At 64.2% G+C, this 17,656-nt stretch carries 18 protein-coding genes; 9 read left to right on the top strand and 9 right to left on the bottom strand.

Annotation, left to right across the window (positions count from 1 at the left end):
* Positions 1 to 88: 88 nt before the first annotated feature.
* On the top strand, positions 89 to 913 hold the full coding sequence (locus JQ580_RS19675; protein WP_212281881.1) for an NAD-dependent epimerase/dehydratase family protein: 825 nt from the start codon (positions 89 to 91) through the stop codon (positions 911 to 913).
* Positions 914 to 977: 64 nt separating this feature from the next.
* Here the strand turns inward: JQ580_RS19675 and mddA are convergent, their stop codons facing one another.
* From mddA to JQ580_RS19655, 4 genes are all read right to left on the bottom strand, one after another.
* Positions 978 to 1,751 carry a methanethiol S-methyltransferase gene (gene mddA, locus JQ580_RS19670; RefSeq protein WP_212281880.1) on the bottom strand — a complete coding sequence of 258 codons (774 nt, stop codon included), beginning with the start codon at positions 1,749 to 1,751 and terminating at the stop codon, positions 978 to 980.
* A 66-nt stretch (positions 1,752 to 1,817) separates the two neighbouring features.
* On the bottom strand, positions 1,818 to 2,063 hold the full coding sequence (locus JQ580_RS19665; protein ID WP_212281879.1) for a hypothetical protein: 246 nt from the start codon (positions 2,061 to 2,063) through the stop codon (positions 1,818 to 1,820).
* A 2-nt stretch (positions 2,064 to 2,065) separates the two neighbouring features.
* On the bottom strand, positions 2,066 to 2,308 hold the full coding sequence (locus JQ580_RS19660; protein ID WP_212281878.1) for a hypothetical protein: 243 nt from the start codon (positions 2,306 to 2,308) through the stop codon (positions 2,066 to 2,068).
* Positions 2,309 to 2,361: 53 nt separating this feature from the next.
* Positions 2,362 to 2,667, bottom strand: a complete 306-nt coding sequence (locus JQ580_RS19655; protein WP_212281877.1) for a nickel-binding protein — start codon at positions 2,665 to 2,667, stop codon at positions 2,362 to 2,364.
* A gap of 158 nt (positions 2,668 to 2,825) precedes the next feature.
* Here JQ580_RS19655 and JQ580_RS19650 point away from each other — a divergent pair, with 158 nt between their 5' ends.
* Positions 2,826 to 4,619, top strand: a complete 1,794-nt coding sequence (locus tag JQ580_RS19650) for a winged helix-turn-helix domain-containing protein (RefSeq protein ID WP_212281876.1) — start codon at positions 2,826 to 2,828, stop codon at positions 4,617 to 4,619.
* Positions 4,620 to 4,790: 171 nt separating this feature from the next.
* On the opposite strand, the gene JQ580_RS19645 is transcribed toward JQ580_RS19650, so the two are convergent.
* Complete coding sequence (locus JQ580_RS19645; protein ID WP_212281875.1) at positions 4,791 to 5,750, bottom strand: hypothetical protein; 960 nt, start codon at positions 5,748 to 5,750, stop codon at positions 4,791 to 4,793.
* Between the two features lie 377 nt (positions 5,751 to 6,127).
* On the opposite strand from JQ580_RS19645, the gene JQ580_RS19640 reads away from it, so the two are divergent.
* Complete coding sequence (locus tag JQ580_RS19640) at positions 6,128 to 7,843, top strand: IlvD/Edd family dehydratase (protein ID WP_212282111.1); 1,716 nt, start codon at positions 6,128 to 6,130, stop codon at positions 7,841 to 7,843.
* Positions 7,844 to 7,988: 145 nt separating this feature from the next.
* Here JQ580_RS19640 and JQ580_RS19635 read toward each other — a convergent pair whose 3' ends face one another.
* Together JQ580_RS19635 and JQ580_RS19630 are read right to left on the bottom strand one after the other, a co-directional pair.
* On the bottom strand, positions 7,989 to 8,561 hold the full coding sequence (locus tag JQ580_RS19635) for a histidine phosphatase family protein (RefSeq protein ID WP_212281874.1): 573 nt from the start codon (positions 8,559 to 8,561) through the stop codon (positions 7,989 to 7,991).
* A complete protein-coding gene (locus tag JQ580_RS19630) occupies positions 8,558 to 9,352 on the bottom strand; it encodes an enoyl-CoA hydratase/isomerase family protein (RefSeq protein WP_212281873.1) in 795 nt (264 codons plus the stop codon). Before JQ580_RS19630 ends, JQ580_RS19635 begins: the two co-directional genes overlap by 4 nt.
* 226 nt (positions 9,353 to 9,578) lie before the next feature.
* Here JQ580_RS19630 and JQ580_RS19625 point away from each other — a divergent pair, with 226 nt between their 5' ends.
* Positions 9,579 to 10,799 carry an NAD(P)/FAD-dependent oxidoreductase gene (locus JQ580_RS19625; RefSeq protein WP_212281872.1) on the top strand — a complete coding sequence of 407 codons (1,221 nt, stop codon included), beginning with the start codon at positions 9,579 to 9,581 and terminating at the stop codon, positions 10,797 to 10,799.
* On the opposite strand, the gene rbsK is transcribed toward JQ580_RS19625, so the two are convergent.
* Positions 10,796 to 11,710, bottom strand: a complete 915-nt coding sequence (gene rbsK / locus JQ580_RS19620) for a ribokinase (protein WP_212281871.1) — start codon at positions 11,708 to 11,710, stop codon at positions 10,796 to 10,798. The two genes, JQ580_RS19625 and rbsK, sit on opposite strands and share 4 nt — an antisense overlap.
* 18 nt (positions 11,711 to 11,728) lie before the next feature.
* On the bottom strand, positions 11,729 to 12,622 hold the full coding sequence (locus tag JQ580_RS19615) for a sugar kinase (RefSeq protein WP_212281870.1): 894 nt from the start codon (positions 12,620 to 12,622) through the stop codon (positions 11,729 to 11,731).
* A 222-nt stretch (positions 12,623 to 12,844) separates the two neighbouring features.
* Between JQ580_RS19615 and JQ580_RS19610 the strand changes: the two genes are divergently transcribed.
* The 5 genes from JQ580_RS19610 to JQ580_RS19590 all read left to right on the top strand — a co-directional run bounded on the left by JQ580_RS19610 (position 12,845) and on the right by JQ580_RS19590 (position 17,626).
* Positions 12,845 to 13,693, top strand: a complete 849-nt coding sequence (locus JQ580_RS19610) for a VOC family protein (RefSeq protein WP_212281869.1) — start codon at positions 12,845 to 12,847, stop codon at positions 13,691 to 13,693.
* 177 nt (positions 13,694 to 13,870) lie between these two features.
* Positions 13,871 to 14,578 (top strand): TetR/AcrR family transcriptional regulator, encoded by a 708-nt coding sequence (locus JQ580_RS19605; protein ID WP_212281868.1) that lies wholly within the window; start codon positions 13,871 to 13,873, stop codon positions 14,576 to 14,578.
* A gap of 343 nt (positions 14,579 to 14,921) precedes the next feature.
* Positions 14,922 to 15,731, top strand: a complete 810-nt coding sequence (locus JQ580_RS19600) for an ABC transporter permease (RefSeq protein ID WP_212281867.1) — start codon at positions 14,922 to 14,924, stop codon at positions 15,729 to 15,731.
* Positions 15,732 to 15,788: 57 nt separating this feature from the next.
* Complete coding sequence (locus JQ580_RS19595; RefSeq protein ID WP_212282110.1) at positions 15,789 to 16,781, top strand: ABC transporter substrate-binding protein; 993 nt, start codon at positions 15,789 to 15,791, stop codon at positions 16,779 to 16,781.
* Positions 16,782 to 16,795: 14 nt separating this feature from the next.
* The gene (locus JQ580_RS19590) at positions 16,796 to 17,626 is read left to right on the top strand and encodes an ABC transporter ATP-binding protein (protein ID WP_212282109.1); all 831 of its coding nucleotides are present in this window, start codon (positions 16,796 to 16,798) and stop codon (positions 17,624 to 17,626) included.
* Positions 17,627 to 17,656: the final 30 nt, after the last annotated feature.

Here is a 17,656-nt window from a genome sequence, read left to right as displayed (position 1 = left end):
TCGGTTCTCTCGTTTCGTTCCCTCTGGACAAACCAGCTATCATTAGAGACACGTGACCGCAAATCGGTCACCAATGGCGAGGGAAGACATGCCGCGTATTCTGATGACGGGAGCTTCGGGCGGAATCGGCACGCGCCTGCGAAAGCTGCTGCCGCCGATCTATCCGGATCTCCTGCTCTCCGACATCAAGCCGCCGGCCGATCTCGGCGCGAGCGAGAAATTCAAGGCGGCGGACCTCGCTGATCTCGCGCAATGCGAGGCAATCTGCGAGGGCGTCGACGGCATCATCCATTTCGGCGGCTATTCGGTTGAGGGCACCTGGGACCAAATCCTGCAGGCCAACATCATCGGCGGCTACAATCTGTTCGAGGCCGCCTATCGCAAGGGCGTCAAGCGCGTGGTTTTCGCCTCGTCGAACCACGCCGTCGGCTTCTATCCACGCCACCACAGGATCGGCACCGACGTCACGCCGCGCCCCGATGGGCGTTATGGCGTCAGCAAGGTGTTCGGCGAGGCCGTCGGCGCGCTGTACGCCGACAAGCACGGGCTGAAGGTGACGTGCCTGCGCATCGGCAATTTCGGCGACATGCCGCTCGACCAGCGCCGGCTCTCGATCTGGCTCAAGCCTGATGACCTGGTGCAGCTCTGTCGCATCGGGCTCGAGCATCCCGATATCCATTTCGAAGTCTTCTACGGCGCCTCTCTCAACGAACGCGCCTGGTGGGACAACCACCGGGCCTACGAACTCGGCTATCGCCCCACGGGTCGCGCCGAAGATTTCCGCGAGCACGCCACGGCGGAGCAGGCCAAGCTGAAGCCGGATCCGGTCGGGGACTATTTCCAGGGCGGTGCGTTCTGCAGCATGGAGTACGATGCTGATCCGGGCCGGGTCATCGACTGGAACAAGCGGTAAAGGCGCCGCTCGACACAGCAGGAGCGGCCAAGGCTTCGCCTGGCCGCTCTTGTTCTTGCGCCGGTCAGAACAGGCCCGGGATCAACATCGCGACCTTCTCCCTGTAGTGTCGGTACTGATCTCCGAACAGCGTGATCAGGTCGCGCTCCTCCAGCCAGATGCCGACGAAGATATAGGCCGTCGTCACCGTTGCGAACAGCATGTGCCCCAACGTCATGGTGGGCGTGGACCAGAATGCGATGATGAAGCCGAGATAGATGGGGTGCCGGATCAGACGGTAGAGGCCCGGCGTCCTGAACTTCATCGGCTCAGTGAGCCGGCCCGCAAAGTGGCCGACGACTTGGGTCAGTCCGAACAACTCGAAATGGCTGATCAGGAACGTGCTGTAGAGCACGATGAGCCAGCCGGCGAAGCTGCCCGCGACCGCGGTGTAAGTTGCCATCGGCGTCTCGATCTCCCAGACGATCGACGTGATCGGCCGCCACTGCCAGAACAGCAGGATCAGGCTCAGGCTTGCCAGCAGCACATACGTGCTTCGCTCGAGCGCGGGCGAGGCGAAGGCGGCGAACAGCTTCTTGAACCCCTGGCGCGCCATGCCGCTGTGCTGCATGGCAAAGAGTGACATCAGCGCGAGGTCGATCAAGAGCGCTTGTCCGGTCGAGCCTGTCGCGCCGCTGTTGATGGTCTTGGGCACGACGAGCTGCGCAATGAAGCCGACAGCGTACAGAAAAGTCCCGAAGAAGATGAGATAAGCGAGCACGCCGTAGCCGAGCACGAAGCTTCGTGCCGCCAGCGAGCTTGCGGTCTGAGCAGGTCCGTTATGCAGGGTGATGGACATGATAGAGTTTCCAGGTTGTGGTTGGGATTGAATGGCTGAGTCAGTGGCGTGCCACTGTTGCCTTCGTCACATTGCGAGGGCAGTCGGGGCTTTGCATCTGCCGGTGCTCTTTTGAACGGTTGCACCGCTCGCCGGTTCGCGCCGATGGTCGTCGGACGTCGTTGCGGCCGAAGCCAGAGCCAGCGACAGGGTGACGGCGGCAATTGTCCCGAGCGCCAGTGCTGCGGTTTTGGACTTAAAATTTCCGAGCTCGGAGATCTTGGGCTCGGAGGTTCCGGCTTCGGACGAGTCGGATCGGATGAAAAAATTCATGACTATTTCCTCGAATTGAAATCGTTGCGGGGAATGCAAATCTTCTGCAGCGTGTCTCGAACCGTGCTGTCGCTGCCGGCCGTGGTGCCGCTGCAACCCTTCGCGAACTGCATTGCGGCTTTCTCGCGGTTCGCCAGCATGCTTGCGACAGACTGATTGATGAGCCGACGAAGCCGCAGCAGGACGGCGGCGAGATATCGCTGCGAGGGGCTCAGTGCGAGCGGCGCCTGAGACTGAATGGACATCTCCTGATCCTTTCTCGGAGGTTGGTGTCGAGGCCGCCGCGCGCACTGATCTGCTATTCGGCCGCGGCCGTCTGTGGGGTAGGATCGCTGCGAACGACCACCGTGGTCGCGACCTTGTAGAATTCCTCACCCGGCATGCCGACGCGCCGTGCATGCTCGCGGATCGAGTCTCCGTCGCGCGCTTCATAGACGCAGAAGGTGCCGATGCGGCCGTCCGCCTCATGGACCACATAGCTGCGGATCCAGCGAACGCGGTCGGACATCTGCTCGTTGCCGATCTGCGCTGACCTTGCGCCGGCGGCTTCCAGTTCGCTCAGGTTTGCCCAGGCGCTTGGGCGGCGAATGACATAGAGTTCCATAAGGCGTCTCCTCCGGGTTGATGCTGCGGCGCGTCGGTCGGTCGTGACCGAAGGCCGTGAGGAGCTATAGGCGCCGCCGGCGCTGATCGTCCTGACCGGCGCCTGATCATTGGCTGATCCTTGCCTGAACCTTTTCCGTTTCTCGTGGACATAACGACATGACCCTCAGGTTTGGACCCTTCGAGCTCGACGAAGCGGGCCGCGCGCTTCTGCACGCGCAGCGGGAAGTCCCGTTGCAGCCGCGTGTCTTCGATCTGTTGGTCTATCTGACGCGCAACCGGGACCGGGTCGTAACCAAGGAAGAACTGCTCGATACCCTCTGGCCTGATGTGACCGTCACCGATAATTCCCTGCAGCGGGCCGTGAGCATGCTGCGCGGAGTGCTGCGCAAGGGCGGCCTGGATGGCGCCATCCGGAACATGCCGGGCAGGGGGTATCGCTTCTGTCTCGACGGCGTATCAGAGCTGAAGGTTGCCGCTCTCGATACGACTGACGCGCAAGCCGCGGACGTGCGGGCGCAAGCGCAACGCGCCGTTGCCGCGCAAGCCTGGGGCGAAGCTGCGGTGCTGTTCGAGGCGGCCGATAGCGCCGGGCCGCTCGACGGCGCCGACCTGCACCATTGGGCGCTGGCTTTACAATGCACGGGCAAGGCCGATGCAGCCCTTCCGCTTCTGGCTCGCGCAGTTGCCGTCCATACCAGGACCGGCAATGTGCCGGCGGCCGTCGTCGACGCCGTCACGCTTTCCGGCTTGCACTTCGAGCGGGGCCAGGCGGCGATCGCCAAGGGCTGGCTGGCGCGGGCGGAGGATTGGGCCTCCGAGATCGAGGATCCCGCCACCACGGCGCTCACTCTGTGGATGAAGTCGAAGGTCGCAGCGTTCGACGGCGAGCCTGAACAGGCGCTTTCGCTTGCCGATATCGCCTATGGGATGGTCCGGCACAAGGATGCTGTTGGCATCGAAGCACTGAGCCTTGCTTATCGCGGATTCTACCGCCTGTGTCTGGGTGATACGCGAGCGGGACAGGCGGATCAGGACCTGGCCGCTGCGATGGCGCTCTCCGCCGGCGATATCGATCCGATCATCGGAGGCATTCTCTACTGCAACATCCTGTGGGCGGCGCGGATGTTTGGGGATTGGGCGAGGGCCGATCAGTGGACGCTGGGCTACCAGAAATATTGCACTGAGAGCGGCATGGAATTGACCGGTTCGTGCCAGCTCCATCGGTCCGAAGTGCTCGGCGTCAGGGGCTCGCTCGGTGAAGCCTTGTCGCGCATTCAGGATTCTCTGGCACGCCTGACAGGCGACGCACCATGGGCGATCGGCGATGCCAATCGCGTGCTGGCCGACATCCATGCTGCCATCGGCAATGACGACGCCGCGCTCGAAGCCTATGACAAGGCCTACGCCTTCGGCTGGTGCCCGGAGCCCGGCCGCGCCATGCTTTTGCTGGAACGGGGTGAGGCCGAAGCGGCGTACGCCAGTCTCGAACGTAGCTTGATCGGCAAGACCTGGTGGACCCTCCAGCGGCGGGGCATATTGTTCGCGCATCTCGCGCTCGCCGCCGCGCATACGGGTCGCCATGAGCAGGCCCTGGAACTGATCGAAGAGCTTTCCGGCAGTCCCGACCGATGGCCGATGCCCTCGATCCGGGCGTTGACGAACGAAGCGCAATCGGTTCTCGCCGGTGCGCGCGACGATTACGAGTCGACACTGCGGCATCTGCACCTGGCCAGACAGTTGTGGTCGAGCATCGACGGGCGGGTCCAGGCCGTCAGGCTGAGGCTGCGTATCGCGAAGCTGCAACTGACGCATGATGACGTTCGAGGCGCATCAGCGGAGATACATGCAGCCCAGCTCGTAGCTGACGAGCTAGGCTCGCGGAAATTCCAGGCTGAGTGTTCGGCTCTGCGACGCGAGGTCGACACGCGCGCGACGGGGCGTGCTGCCTAGCGGCCGTCCGGGATGGGTGTCACGAGGTCGATGGCGACGGCAGCGCTCAGATCGGCGCCCGGCTGCTCGGCAGCCCGGATGTGGCGATGCGTCGATCGGGAACGGCTAAACGCACTGAACGATCTTTAGCGCCGCTGGCTGCCTCGCGTGAGTCCACACGTGGGACCCGCATCAAAAATGCAAATTGAGCCGCAACAAAGCCTGGTGGCGTTCGAATTGATCGAGGTTGAGGCTGCGGTGGTCGCCGATCGCGTGGCCTGCCACCTGCATCTGCCAGGTGCCGGAGATGCCGATCTCCTTTGAGATGGCGTAGGAGAAGGTGGGGCCTGCGAACACCGCATCGCCGACAAAGCGGTCGAGGCCCGCGCCGTCATAGGCCCGCGCGTAGCGAAGGCCGAGGCCAAGCACGAGTTCGGGACGGACTGCGTAAGAGAGGGCCGTCTGGAGCTGCATCTCGGAATCATGGCGCCACAGATTGGTTGCGGCTTCGCGTGTCACCCCGGTCGCGTACCAAACGTTGAACGCGGCAAACAGCCTGTCCTTGACCAGTTCGCGATCGAACAGTGCGGCAAACTCTCCGCCATATTGCTCGATGTGCAGGCCGCTGCCGTCGTCGATGCGGCCCCAGCCCGGTTGCGCGTGGAGCGTCAGTCCAAAGGGCGCAAAGGCGCGATCGACCAGCTTGTAGCGCAATTCGAGCGCTGCGCCGCTGAAGGCCACGTCGCGATGATCGGAGAGGCCGGCGACGCCATTGATGCGATGGCCGTTCAGCGCAAATCCAGGTGCGATCCGGAAATTATCCGACAGCGTGAACTTGGCCTGATTGAGTCCGGCCCAGGCCGCGTATGAGCCCGAGCGTTTGCCGAACGCGCCGACGTTCTCGAACTCCACCTCGATTTCGCCCGGCTTGCCGATATCGGAGCCCATGCTGAAGCCGAAGATATGCTCGGTGTCGATTTCCGTGTGAGCTGACGGTAGCGCTGGCGCCGGCTTGGAGACACCTTCGTTCCTCAGAGCGAGGGGCGCCCGCCTCGGCCTGTCCTCGGCGAAGGCCGAGCCGCAGTTCGCCATCAGACCGGCCAGGACCGCGGTCACCGCTACGGCGCGTGGATAGCTGGATTTCCCGATCACGGACGATACATCCCCGACCCGAGGTCCTGTGCGGGGAATAGCTCTCCCCCGCGTCTGTATGCAAATGCCAATCATTCGCAAGACTATCCCGCGCGTCGAGAGCAGGGTCAATTGTTGCAAGTCATTCTTAGTTGCGTTCAAATGTCGCGGCTGATCGGGTCCACTTCAAGTCGACCGGGGACGCTCGATTTGGGCATCCAGGCCAACGGCGGCGCGATCCGCTCCATCACCGCATCTGTGCCATATCCGAGCGATCAGGCTCGTGCAGCGCCCAGCTCACCCGCAGTCCGAAGCCTGGATCATGCGCTCATGCTGGCGCCGCGATTGCACGAGACCTTGGCGATCTGTACCACGATGGCAACCGATGGAGTGGCATGATGACGAGTGGGTTGCGCAAGGGTCTGACCAGCTACGGCGATGCCGGCTTCTCGTTGTTCCTGCGCAAGGCGTTCATCAAGGCCATGGGCTACTCCGACGACGCGCTCGAGCGCCCGATCGTCGGCATCACCAACACCTATAGCGATTATAATCCCTGCCACGGCAACGTCCCGCAGATCATCGAGGCCGCCAAGCGCGGCGTGATGCTCTCCGGCGCGATGCCGTTCGTGTTTCCGACCATCTCGATCGCCGAGAGCTTTGCGCATCCGACCTCGATGTATCTGCGCAATTTGATGGCGATGGACACCGAGGAGATGATCCGGGCCCAGCCGATGGATTCAGTGATCGTGATCGGCGGCTGCGACAAGACCTTGCCGGCGCAGGTGATGGCCGCGATCAGCGCCGATTTGCCGACCGTCGTTATTCCCGTCGGCCCCATGGTGGTCGGCCATCACAAGGGCGAAGTGCTGGGCGCCTGCACCGATTGCCGCCGTCTCTGGGGCAAGTATCGCGCCGGAGAAATCGATGATGTCGAGATCGAAGCGGTGAACGGCCGCCTCGCGCCATCGGTCGGCACCTGCATGGTGATGGGCACGGCCTCCACCATGGCGTGCATGATCGAAGCCATGGGGCTATCACTGCCGATGAGTGCAACGATCCCGGCGCCGCATGCCGAACGTTTCCGTCTGGCAGAGGCGAGCGGCAGGGTCGCCGCTGACATGGCAAAGGCCAAGGGACCGAAGCCGAGCGAGATTCTGACGCCTGCGTCCTTCAAGAACGCTCAGGTCGTGCTTCAGGCGATCGGTGGCTCCACCAACGGCCTGATCCACCTGACCGCGATGGCGCATCGCTCGCCGCATCGGCTCGATCTCGAAGTGTTCGACCAGATCGGCCGCGAGGTGCCGGTGCTGGTGGATCTCAAGCCGTCCGGCGAGCACTACATGGAGCACTTCCATCACGCCGGCGGCGTGCCGAAACTGCTGGCGCAGCTCGGCGATCTCGTCGATCTCGATGCGAAAACCATTTCGGGCCAGACGCTGCGGGATGTCGTCGCCAATGCGGAAGACGTGCCCGGCCAGGATGCGATCCGGTCGCGCGACAATCCGATCAAGACGGAAGGCGGGCTTGCCGTCCTGCACGGCAATCTCGCGCCGCGCGGCGCGGTCATCAAGCAATCGGCCGCAAGCCCCAAATTGCTGAAGCATACCGGGCGGGCCGTCGTGTTCGAATCCGTCGAGGACATGACCTTGCGCGTCGACGATCCCGAGCTCGACGTGAACTCCGACGACGTGCTGGTGCTGCGCAACGCCGGCCCCAAGGGCGCGCCGGGCATGCCGGAGGCCGGCTACCTGCCGATCCCGAAGAAGCTGGCGCGCGGCGGCACCAAGGACATGGTGCGCATTTCCGATGCACGCATGAGCGGCACCGCGTTCGGCACCATCGTGCTGCATATCACGCCGGAATCCGCCGTGGGCGGCCCGCTGGCGCTGGTGCAGAACGGCGACATGATCAGCCTGGATGTGGCCAGGCGCAGCATCGAGCTCTTGGTCGATGCGGCCGAGCTGGAGCGCCGGCGTGCCGCCTTGAAGCCGGCCGCAGCACCCGAGGAAGCACGGCGCGGCTATGCCTGGCTGTTCAACGAGACCATCATGCAGGCCGACGAGGGCTGCGATTTCGACTTCATGCAGAGAACCGGGAAGACCGAGACGAGCTGACCGAACCACGAGCCCCCCAGACCGCACAAGCGGCGGGCGATTAAACAGGGGGAGGCGGTGATTGCACGATCCATGCGGAGGTTGGCGGCCGTGGCTGCGGCGGCGCATTATCGCTTCGCAGGCCGGCGTGCTGTCGCTGCCTATCCTAGGTAAAGACTTGCTCGACGCGCCATTGCGCGCCGTCGCGCGCGTAGCGAAATGGCGTGCCGTGGCTATTCCTGAAGTAGCTGCCGGACAGCGCGTTGGCCATCCCCTGCATCACCGCGTCATGGCAGACGAACAGGAGATCGTCGCCGGGATGACGGTCGAGCCAGGTGGAGACGCAAGCCAGCGACCGTTCCGTCATGGCGTCCCAGCTCTCGCCGTCGGCCGGCAGAATCGAGACGAGGCCCGTCGCCGAATTGACGCCGTGCCTGATCATGAGGTCCCGAACGGGCAGGCCCTCGAAGCTCCCGAAATCGAACTCGATGATGCCGTCGTCGATCGCCAGCGGCACCGAGATCGCGGCCGCGATGATCTCGGCCGTTCGCGCCGCGCGGGCCAGGGGGCTTGCGACGATGCGGCTGATGCCGGCGCCGCGCAGCATGTCCACGGCCTCGTGTGCCTGCCGGAGGCCGTCCTCGTTCAGGGGATTGTCGGTCCGCCCCTGGAAACGGCCTTCGCGATTCCAGTCGGTCGCTCCGTGACGAAGGCCGTAGAACGTCCGCGTGGGCGTCACTTCGACTTGCTCGTGAATTTCTTCACGGCGGCACGGAATTCGTCCGTGTTCATCGCCATGACGATCTTGTGCTCCTCGGCGTCGAGCTGCTGCTTCACCGGCGTGGTGGCGGCCTGGTAGACCAGCGATTTGGTGCCGGCGATTGCGGCCGGCGGGTTCTGCGCCAGCCGCTCGGCGAGTTGTCGGGTCGCCGCCTTCAGTTCAGCGGCCGGGACGGTCTTGGCGACGAGGCCCCATTCATAGGCCTGCTGTGCGGTAAAATTGTCCTCGGACAGGAAGATCTGCAGCGCGCGGCGGGAGCCCACCGTGCCGACGATGCCGACCGTCGAGCCGCCATCCGGCGACACCCCGATCTTGGCATAAGCGGGTGTGAACCTGGCGTCGTCGGCGGCGATGCAGAGATCGGTGACGAAGGCGAGGCCCATGCCGGCGCCGGCGGCCGAGCCGTGCACGCTGGAGAGCGAGATCTTCGGCATGCGCCGGATGATCTCGATGAAGGCGTGGTAGTGCTTCAGGAGCTCGCCGACCACGGGAGTCACCGTGCCCGCTTCGGCGGCCGCCCCGATCGTCTGCAGATCGCCGCCGGCCGAGAACGCACGGCCTTCGCCCTCGATCACCAGGACCTTGATGTCGTCCGCACCTTCGAGATAGGCCGCGAGCTGCTCGAGCTTCTGCGCGATGGCGAGATTGATGGAATTGTAGGCTGTGGGACGGTTCAGCGTGATGGTCGCGATCGGGCCGTCGATCCGCAGCAGGGCGGGATCATCGGGCTGGGAGATGGGAGCGGTCATTTGGAAATCCCCGGCAGGAGGTCATTGCTGCAACTAAATCGCAGAAGGGCAGGAGTGACAATCCCCGACCGCCGCTCTTGCGCGGGGCGAAACGATAGGGTCAAATGAACGGGCCTTTTCCAAGGGACGGACACGAGCGCCGGCTCCTCGTAAGGTCAGCAATCAAAATCAGCGAGAGGGGAGACGACATGGGTTACGCTCGTGTCTTCCGGAAATGGGCTGTTCGATGAGCAATGGTCCGGTGATCATCGTCGGTGCCGGCCATGGCGGCTATCAGGTCGCGGCATCGCTGCGCCAGGCGGGCTTTGCCGAGCGCATCTGCCTGATCAACGACGAGGCGCATCTGCCCTATCAGCGGCCGCCTTTGTCCAAGGCCTATATCAAGGGCTCGGCCGGCCCTGAGAGCCTGATGTTCCGGCCCGAGAAATTCTACCAGGACCAGAAGATCGAGCTGATCGCGGGGCGCGCCGTGTCGATCGACCGTGCCGGCCACAAGGTGCTGCTCGCCTCGGGCGAGACGCTGGCCTACGGCCATCTCGTGCTGGCCACCGGCGCGCGCAACCGGCTGCTCGATCTGCCCAACGCCAATCTGCCCGACGTGAAATATCTGCGCATCCTCGACGAGAGCGAGGCGTTGCGCGCGATCATGCCGTCGAAGACACGGGTCGTCGTGATTGGCGCCGGCTTCATCGGGCTGGAATTCGCGGCGACCGCCCGGATCAAGGGCCTCGAGGTCGACGTGCTCGAGCTGGCCCCGCGCGTGATGGCGCGCGCGGTGACGGCGGAGGTCTCGGAATATTTTCAAGAACGCCACCGCGAGGCCGGCATCCGCATTCACCTCGGGGTGCAGGCGACTTCAATCGAGGCGGAGGGCGACAAGGTCACCGGCGTGTCCTTGAGCGACGGCCGGCATCTGCCCGCCGACCTCGTCGTCGTCGGCGTCGGCGTACTGCCGAACATCGAGCTCGCGGCGGAAGCCGGGCTGCCGGTCGCCGCCGGCATCGTCGTCGACGAATATCTTGCGACGGCCGATCCCGACATCTCCGCGATCGGCGACTGCGCGCTGTTCGCCAGCCCGCGCTTCGGCGGATCGCTGCGGCTGGAATCGGTGCAGAACGCCACCGACCACGCCCGCTGCCTCGCAGGCCGCCTGACCGGCGACAGCAAGCCCTATGACAGCCATCCCTGGTTCTGGAGCGACCAGGGCGACGACAAGCTCCAGATCTCGGGCCTCACCACCGGCTACGACCGCGTCGTGCTGCGCGGCAGCGCCGCGAGCAAGGCGTTTTCCGCGTTCTGCTACAAGGGCGACAAGCTGCTCGGCATCGAATCCATCAACCGCGCCGGTGATCACATGTTCGGCCGCCGCCTGCAGGGCATGAACCGCTCGATCACGCCGGCGCAGGCCGCGGATGAAAGCTTCGATCTGAAGAGCGCGCTGGCTTAGGCCGCTGACAACACTGCCGCCACCTCCGCGGCCGTCGGCATCGACGGCCCCGCGCCCATGCGCTGCACGCTGATCGAGGCGGCGGCGTTGGCAAAGGCGAGGGCGGCACGCACGGGCGCACCGTCGGCGAGTCGCGCCGCGAGCGCGCCGACAAAACAATCGCCGGCGCCGGTGGTGTCGATCACCTTCACCGCGCGGGCGGGCACCGCAATTTCCTCGCGTCCAGCCAGTACCAGCACGCCGCGCTTGCCGAGGGTGACGCAGATGGTCTGGTCGGCGCGCGCCTGTAGCTGTCGCGCGACATCGACGATCCTTGCGGCCTCGTCGCCGTCGGAGAGCTCGCTGCCTGCGAGAAAGCCCAATTCGGTCTCGTTTACCACCAGGATGTCGACCAGCGCGAGCAGCTCGCGCGGCATCATCTGCGCCGGCGCCGGGTTGAGCACGGTGACGACGCCGGTCTCGCGCGCGCGACGGAAGAATGCAGTGATCGTCGGCAGCGGGATTTCGAACTGGCTGACCGCGACATCGCCTTTGGCCAGCGGCACGTCCGCGACGTCATCCGCACCGACCAGCGCATTGCTGCCGGGGATGACAACGATGGTGTTGTCGGCCTTGGCGACGGTGATGATCGCCGTGCCGGTATGCGTGTCGGTGTCGCGCACCGAGCCGAGGTCGATGCCTTGCGCGGAAAGGAACGTCCTCAGCTCGGCGCCAAAGGAATCCTTGCCGAGCCGGCCGATCAGCGTGGTCTTCGCGCCGAGCCGCGACGCCGCCACCGCCTGGTTCGCGCCCTTGCCGCCCGGAAAATACAGCACCTCGCGGCCGGCGACGGTCTCGCCGACGCGCGGGTGGCGATCGGCGGTCGCCACCACATCCATGTTGATGCTGCCGGCGACGAAGACGCGCCCCATGACAAACCCCAGTGAACGCTAAACCCTGACCTCGAACTCGTGCCGGACCTTGGCGATGTCGACAAGCGTCGGCAGGCCCGCCTCGTTGCCGAGGCGCTGGATCTTGAAGGTCGAGGCGGCCCGGGCAAAATCGAAATGTTCGCGCCAGCTTTTGCCGGGATGGGCCAGATAGGAATAGACATAGGCGCCATGGAAGACGTCGCCGGCTCCGTTGGTGTCGATCACGCGCTCGCGCGGGATCGGCATCGCCGGCATCACCTGCACCGTGCCGGTCTCGTCATACCAAAGCAGGCCCTTCTCGCCCATGGTGATGCCGCCGATCTTGCAGCCGCGGCTCTTGAGGTAGTCGAGCATCTTCTCCGGCGTCAGGTCCATCTGCTCGCACAGGCGCTCGGCAACGATGGCGACGTCGATATATTCCAGCAGCTCGTGCGTGTTGGTGCGCAGGCCGCCGCCGTCGAGCGAGGTCAAGATGCCGGCCTCGCGGCAGACCTTGGCATAGTGGAGCGCGGCGTCCGGCTGGTGGCCGTCCACATGCAGCGCGCGGCAGCCGCCGAGATTGAGCATCGGAAAGGGATGGATGTGCTCGTCGTCGCGGCAGCGGACGATGGCGCGCTTGCCGTCCTTGGGCATGATGAAGGAGAGCGAGGACTGGTTGACCTTCCGCCCATGCAGCGAGATCGCGTATTTCGCGCACATGTCCTGGAACATGCGCCCCAGCCAGTCATTGGCCGCGGTGGCAATCAGATCCGGCACGATGCCGAGCTTGGCGCAGCAGAACGCCGCAGTCACCGCGTTGCCGCCGAATGAGACGGCGTAGTCCGAGGCCACGTGCTTCTCGTCCCCGGTCGGCATGTGGTCGGTGATGAAGACGACGTCGATATAGGTCTGTCCGATGAAGAGAGCCTGCATTGCTTGTCCGTCATGCGCTTTGTGGTCCAGGCCGGCGCGCGTACTGTAGCACCGGTTCCGCTCGGGGATCGCTGAAATTATTCGCAAATCTGCCGCCCCAAGCGCTTGAGGTCAGCATGGGGCCGGAATACGACCATCACCGGGCAATGCCAAGCCCGGACAAACGCCGTGTTGCGGCGCATTGGTTCCGGGTCACCACAAGTGTCGATCAAAGGGGGAGATATGATCACCGGCCTCGATCACGTCGTCGCTCTGGTCCGGGATATCGGTGCGGCCAAGGCGGCCTACCAGACGCTGCTCGCCCGCGCCCCGGCCTGGCAGAACTCGGGCGAGGGTGCCGACCGGGTGCTGTTCACCCTCGAGAACATGACGATCGAGTTGATGGCGCCGAGCGGTTTCAGCGTGACCGCCGATCGCATGCGCGCGCTGCTGGGCGACCAGGAGGGCTTGCTCGCCAGTTTGTGCTTTCGTGTTGCGGACATGAGCAAAATGCACCGGCGTCTGGGCCGGGTGGCGTTGAGCCCGGACCCGGTCGCCGAGGTCGAGAGCAGCGATTCGGAAACAGGCAATGTCCTGCACTGGAAGCGCACGCGCGCCGCCACGGAACTCACGCGCGGCGTGCGCATGTTCTTCCTCGAGCTGGCCGACGAGCGTCCGCTTTCGTCAGCGACCGACGTCGCGCCGATCGACGCGCTCGATCACGTCGTGATCACCACCGAGAATTCCGAAAGCGCCGCCGCGCTCTACGGCGCACGGCTCGGCCTCGATCTGGCGCTCGACCGCTCGCACCAGGATTGGGGCCAGCTGATGTTCTTCCGCTGCGGCGACCTCATCGTCGAGGTGGTGCGCCGGCCGGTCGCCGGGGGTGACCTCGCGCATGACCGTCTATGGGGCCTGAGCTGGCGGGTTGCCGACATCGACGCCACCCGCGCCCGACTGATCGCCGCCGGCCTCGACGTCACCGAGGTCCGCAATGGCCGCAAGCCGGGCACGCGGATCGTGACGGTGCGGAATGGGACCTGCGGGATTCAGACGGTACTGCTGGAGCGCTCGCCGAAGCCGGTGGATTGATCACCGTCATTCCGAGGCGTCGCGAAGCGACGAGCCCGGAATCCATTCCTCCACTTGCCCTGTCGCGCGATGGATTCCGGGCTCGCGCCCAAGAGGCGCGCCCCTGAATGACGACGTTTCTCAAATGCGCGCTCCCGTGTTACACGCGTCTTGTAAACACCCCAGCGAGTACCCGGTTTGGCAAAGGCGAAACAAGCCCAGAAATGGCAGCGCGATCCCGAGGGGATGCGGCTGCGCATTCTCGAAGCCGCCAAGCAGGAGTTTTCCGCCCATGGCCTCGCCGGCGCGCGCGTCGACCGCATCGCGGCCAAGGCCGGCGCCAATAAGCGCATGCTCTACTACCACGTCGGCAACAAGGACGAGCTTTACCTTGCGGTGCTCGAAGGCGCCTATGACAAGATCCGCAGCGAGGAGCGGGGGCTCGATCTCGAGCATCTCGATCCCCCCGAGGCGATCAGGCGCCTGATCGAGTTCACCTGGAATTACTTCCTGCGCAATCCCGAATTCCTGTCGCTGCTGCAGACCGAAAACCTCGCGCGCGCCAAGCACCTTAAGAAATCGACCAAGGTCAAGTCGATGCACTCGCCCTTCGTCGAGATGATCCGCACCGTGGTGCGCCGCGGCGTCGACAGCGGCGATTTCCAGGTCGCGGTCGATCCTGTGCAGCTCTACATTTCAATCGCGGGGCTGTGCTTCTTCTATCTCTCGAACTCGGCGACCCTCAGCGTGATCTTCGGCCGCGATCTCCTGGACAAGAAGGCCAAGGACGAGCGGCTGGCGCATATGGTCGGCCTCGTGCTCGCTGCGCTGACGGGACAATCCGTGGCGCTGATCGAGATCGCGAAGGCACCGAAGTCGCGCGCCGCGGTGGCGCAGACGGTGTAGCCAAACTCTCCGCCCTCATCGCGAGGGGGCGTCCATTATTCCAGGGGCGGCTGTGGTTGGGCCGCGAAGCCGCAGCGTGCTGGATTCCCCTCGTCCGCGGGGATGACACTGAGTTTATCGGCACTCCGGGGTCCACGTCGCCGCAATCTATCGTGCCGCTTTTTCTGGATCCCGGCTCTGCGCAGCAACGCTTCGCGCTGCAGCGCGTCCGGGACACAGAAGCTACCTCCATCTCCATTCATCCACCGGAACCGCCGCAAAACGTCACACGGAAAGCTCTGGACAGTATTTATCCAACGGGTTAATTTCTCCCGAGAACGAAGAAGAATGCCGGGAGTGAGACGTGGCTGAACTGAAGCCGCAAGGTGCGGTGTCCAAGATGCTGAACGCGGCCTGGGTGCGGCCTTTTCTGTTCCTCGTCTTCATCGTCGTCGCCTGGGATCTTGCGATCCGCGTATTCAAGATCCCCGCCTACCAGATCCCGTCGCCTCTCGACGTCGTCGCCGTGCTGCGCACCGACTGGCCGGAATTGCTGCGCCAGTCCTGGCCGACCACCTATGCGACCGTCTGTGGTTTTGCGCTGTCCGCGCTGTTCGGCATTCCCGTCGCGATGCTGATCGCAGGCTCGAAGACGGTGGAGAGCTACGTCTATCCACTGCTGGTGTTCTCGCAATCCGTCCCCAAGATCGCGATCGCGCCGCTGTTCGTGGTCTGGTTCGGCTTCGGCATCATTCCGAAAGTGATCTCGGCGTTCCTGCTCGGCTTCTTTCCCGTGGTGGTCTCGGCCGTGCAGGGATTCAAATCGGTCGATCCCGATATGGTCGATCTCGCCCGCGCCATGCAGGGCAACCGATTCCAGGTGTTCTGCGCGGTGAATCTGCCGCATGCGTTGCCCGCGATCTTCTCGGGTCTCAAGGTGTCAGTGACGCTTGCGGTGGTCGGCGCCGTCGTCGGCGAGTTCGTCGGGTCCAATTCCGGCATCGGTTACGTGATGCAGCGCTCGATCGGTACCTTCGACCTGCCGACGATGTTTGCAGCCCTGGTGATCCTCGCGCTGCTCGGCGTGATCCTGTTCTGGATCGTCGACCGGATCGAGAAGCTGGTTATTCCCTGGCATGTCAGCCAGCGCGAGGACGTGATTTTCGCATCCTGACTGAAGCAAAGAACGGCCACGAACGGCCGACGCAACAAACGACAAGGGAGAGTGATGATGAAGCGGTTGATCGGGGCTGTCTCGGCGGTGCTGATGGCGTTTGCAGTTTCGCCCGCACAGGCGGCCGACAAGGTCGTGCTGATGCTCAACTGGTACGTCTACGGCGAGCACGCGCCGTTCTATTACGGCAAGACCAAGGGCATCTACGCGGCCGAGGGCATCGACCTCGAGATCCAGGAAGGCCGCGGCTCGGCTGCGACCACGCAGGCCGTTGCCGCCAAGACCGCCGATTTCGGCTATGTCGACGTCCCCACCATGATGCGCGCCGCGATCAAGGGCGCGCCTGTGGTTGCGACCGGCGTGCTGCTGCAGACCAGTCCGATGTCCGCCATGGGCTTCGTCGACAAGAACATCAAGAAGCCCGAGGACATCAAGGGCAAGACGGTGGCGATCACGCCGGCAGACTCCATGACCCAGATCTGGCCGCTGTTCCTGAAGAAGACCGGCCTGAAGGAGAGCGACTTCAAAACCGTTGCCGGCGATGGCCAGACCAAGCTCAACGCCGTCATCAACGGCCAGGCGGATCTCCTGCTCGGCTATGTCATGGACCAGTCGATGAAGATCAAGGACGCCACCGGCAAGGACGTCTACCCGATCAAGTTCGCCGACTACGGCATCAACATGGTTTCGTCCGGCATCATCGCCAATACCGACTATGTGAAGGCCAATGCAGACCTCGTCCGCCGCTTCATGTCGGCGACGACCAAGGCTGTCGAAGCCGCCGAGAAGGAGCCGAAGGCTTCGGCGCAGTCGATCCTCGATGCCAACCCCAAGGGCGGCAAGATCGACACGCTGACGCAGGGCTTCGAGCTGACGATTCCGCTCTACCGGACCGCTGAAACCAAAGGCAAGCGCCCGTTCCAGGTCACCGACCAGAACATGACCGACAGCGTCAACCTGATGGTCGAATATGGCGGGCTTGACGCCAAGGCCAAGGAGAACCCGAAGGCCTTCTATACCAACGATTATCTTCCGAAGAGTGGCTCGTGAAACCTGCGACGATCATGAGCGAAACCGCGCAGCCGGCCGCACATCTGAGACTGGTGAGCGACCGGGCCGCCGGCGATTCGTCGGGCATCAAGCTGTCCGGCGTGTCGAAGACCTACCGGACCCGCGACGGCGACGTGCCGTCGCTGCGGCCGCTCGACTTCCACATTAATGACGGCGAGTTCTTTGTCGTGGTTGGCCCGAGCGGCTGCGGCAAGTCCACACTGCTGAAGCTGATCTCCGGTCTGCTGCCGCCGACGTCAGGCGAAATCCTGGTCGACGGCGAGAAGGTGACGAAGCCGCACGGCAATGTCGGCATCGTCTTCCAGAACGCACTGCTCTTGCCTTGGCGCAACATCCTCAAAAACGTGATGCTGCCGATCGACATGAAGCGGCTGCCGCGGGACGAATATCTTGCACGCGCCAGGGCGCTGTTGAAGATGGTCGGGCTCGAAGGCTTCGAGAAGAAGCTGCCCTGGCAGCTCTCGGGCGGCATGCAGCAGCGCGCCTCGATCTGCCGCGCCCTGGTGCACGATCCCAGGATCATGCTGATGGACGAGCCGTTCGGCGCGCTGGACGCGCTGACGCGCGAGCGGATGAATGTCGAGCTGATGCGGATTCAGCGCGAGACCAGGAAGACTGTGCTCCTGATCACGCACTCGATTCCGGAAGCCGTGTTCCTCGCCGACCGTGTGCTCGTGATGACCGAACGTCCCGGCGCGATCGCTGCGATCTACGACGTGCCGCTGCCGCGCCCGCGCTCGCTGGATGTGATGGCCGACCCGGTGTTTACCGAACTCGTGCAGCGCATCCGCAAGCATTTCTTTTCACAAGGGGCATTGGACTAGGACGATGGACAGGTTCCAATCTCTCGGTCG

Origin of the sequence: Bradyrhizobium sp. SZCCT0148 (genome assembly GCF_018129985.1) — a bacterium.
Classification (GTDB): Bacteria; Pseudomonadota; Alphaproteobacteria; order Rhizobiales; family Xanthobacteraceae; genus Bradyrhizobium; species Bradyrhizobium japonicum_H.
The sequence above is the reverse complement of the archived record's forward strand: the minus strand, read 5'-3'. Positions and strand labels throughout refer to the sequence as shown.

Coding starts and splice junctions, on each gene's coding strand:
- JQ580_RS19675 (WP_212281881.1), top strand. CDS start 89: ATGCCGCGTATTCTGATGACGGGAGCTTCGGGCGGAATCGGCACGCGC.
- mddA (WP_212281880.1), bottom strand. CDS start 1,751: ATGTCCATCACCCTGCATAACGGACCTGCTCAGACCGCAAGCTCGCTG.
- JQ580_RS19665 (WP_212281879.1), bottom strand. CDS start 2,063: ATGAATTTTTTCATCCGATCCGACTCGTCCGAAGCCGGAACCTCCGAG.
- JQ580_RS19660 (WP_212281878.1), bottom strand. CDS start 2,308: ATGTCCATTCAGTCTCAGGCGCCGCTCGCACTGAGCCCCTCGCAGCGA.
- JQ580_RS19655 (WP_212281877.1), bottom strand. CDS start 2,667: ATGGAACTCTATGTCATTCGCCGCCCAAGCGCCTGGGCAAACCTGAGC.
- JQ580_RS19650 (WP_212281876.1), top strand. CDS start 2,826: ATGACCCTCAGGTTTGGACCCTTCGAGCTCGACGAAGCGGGCCGCGCG.
- JQ580_RS19640 (WP_212282111.1), top strand. CDS start 6,128: ATGACGAGTGGGTTGCGCAAGGGTCTGACCAGCTACGGCGATGCCGGC.
- JQ580_RS19630 (WP_212281873.1), bottom strand. CDS start 9,352: ATGACCGCTCCCATCTCCCAGCCCGATGATCCCGCCCTGCTGCGGATC.
- JQ580_RS19625 (WP_212281872.1), top strand. CDS start 9,579: ATGAGCAATGGTCCGGTGATCATCGTCGGTGCCGGCCATGGCGGCTAT.
- rbsK (WP_212281871.1), bottom strand. CDS start 11,710: ATGGGGCGCGTCTTCGTCGCCGGCAGCATCAACATGGATGTGGTGGCG.
- JQ580_RS19615 (WP_212281870.1), bottom strand. CDS start 12,622: ATGCAGGCTCTCTTCATCGGACAGACCTATATCGACGTCGTCTTCATC.
- JQ580_RS19610 (WP_212281869.1), top strand. CDS start 12,845: ATGATCACCGGCCTCGATCACGTCGTCGCTCTGGTCCGGGATATCGGT.
- JQ580_RS19595 (WP_212282110.1), top strand. CDS start 15,789: ATGAAGCGGTTGATCGGGGCTGTCTCGGCGGTGCTGATGGCGTTTGCA.
- JQ580_RS19590 (WP_212282109.1), top strand. CDS start 16,796: ATGAGCGAAACCGCGCAGCCGGCCGCACATCTGAGACTGGTGAGCGAC.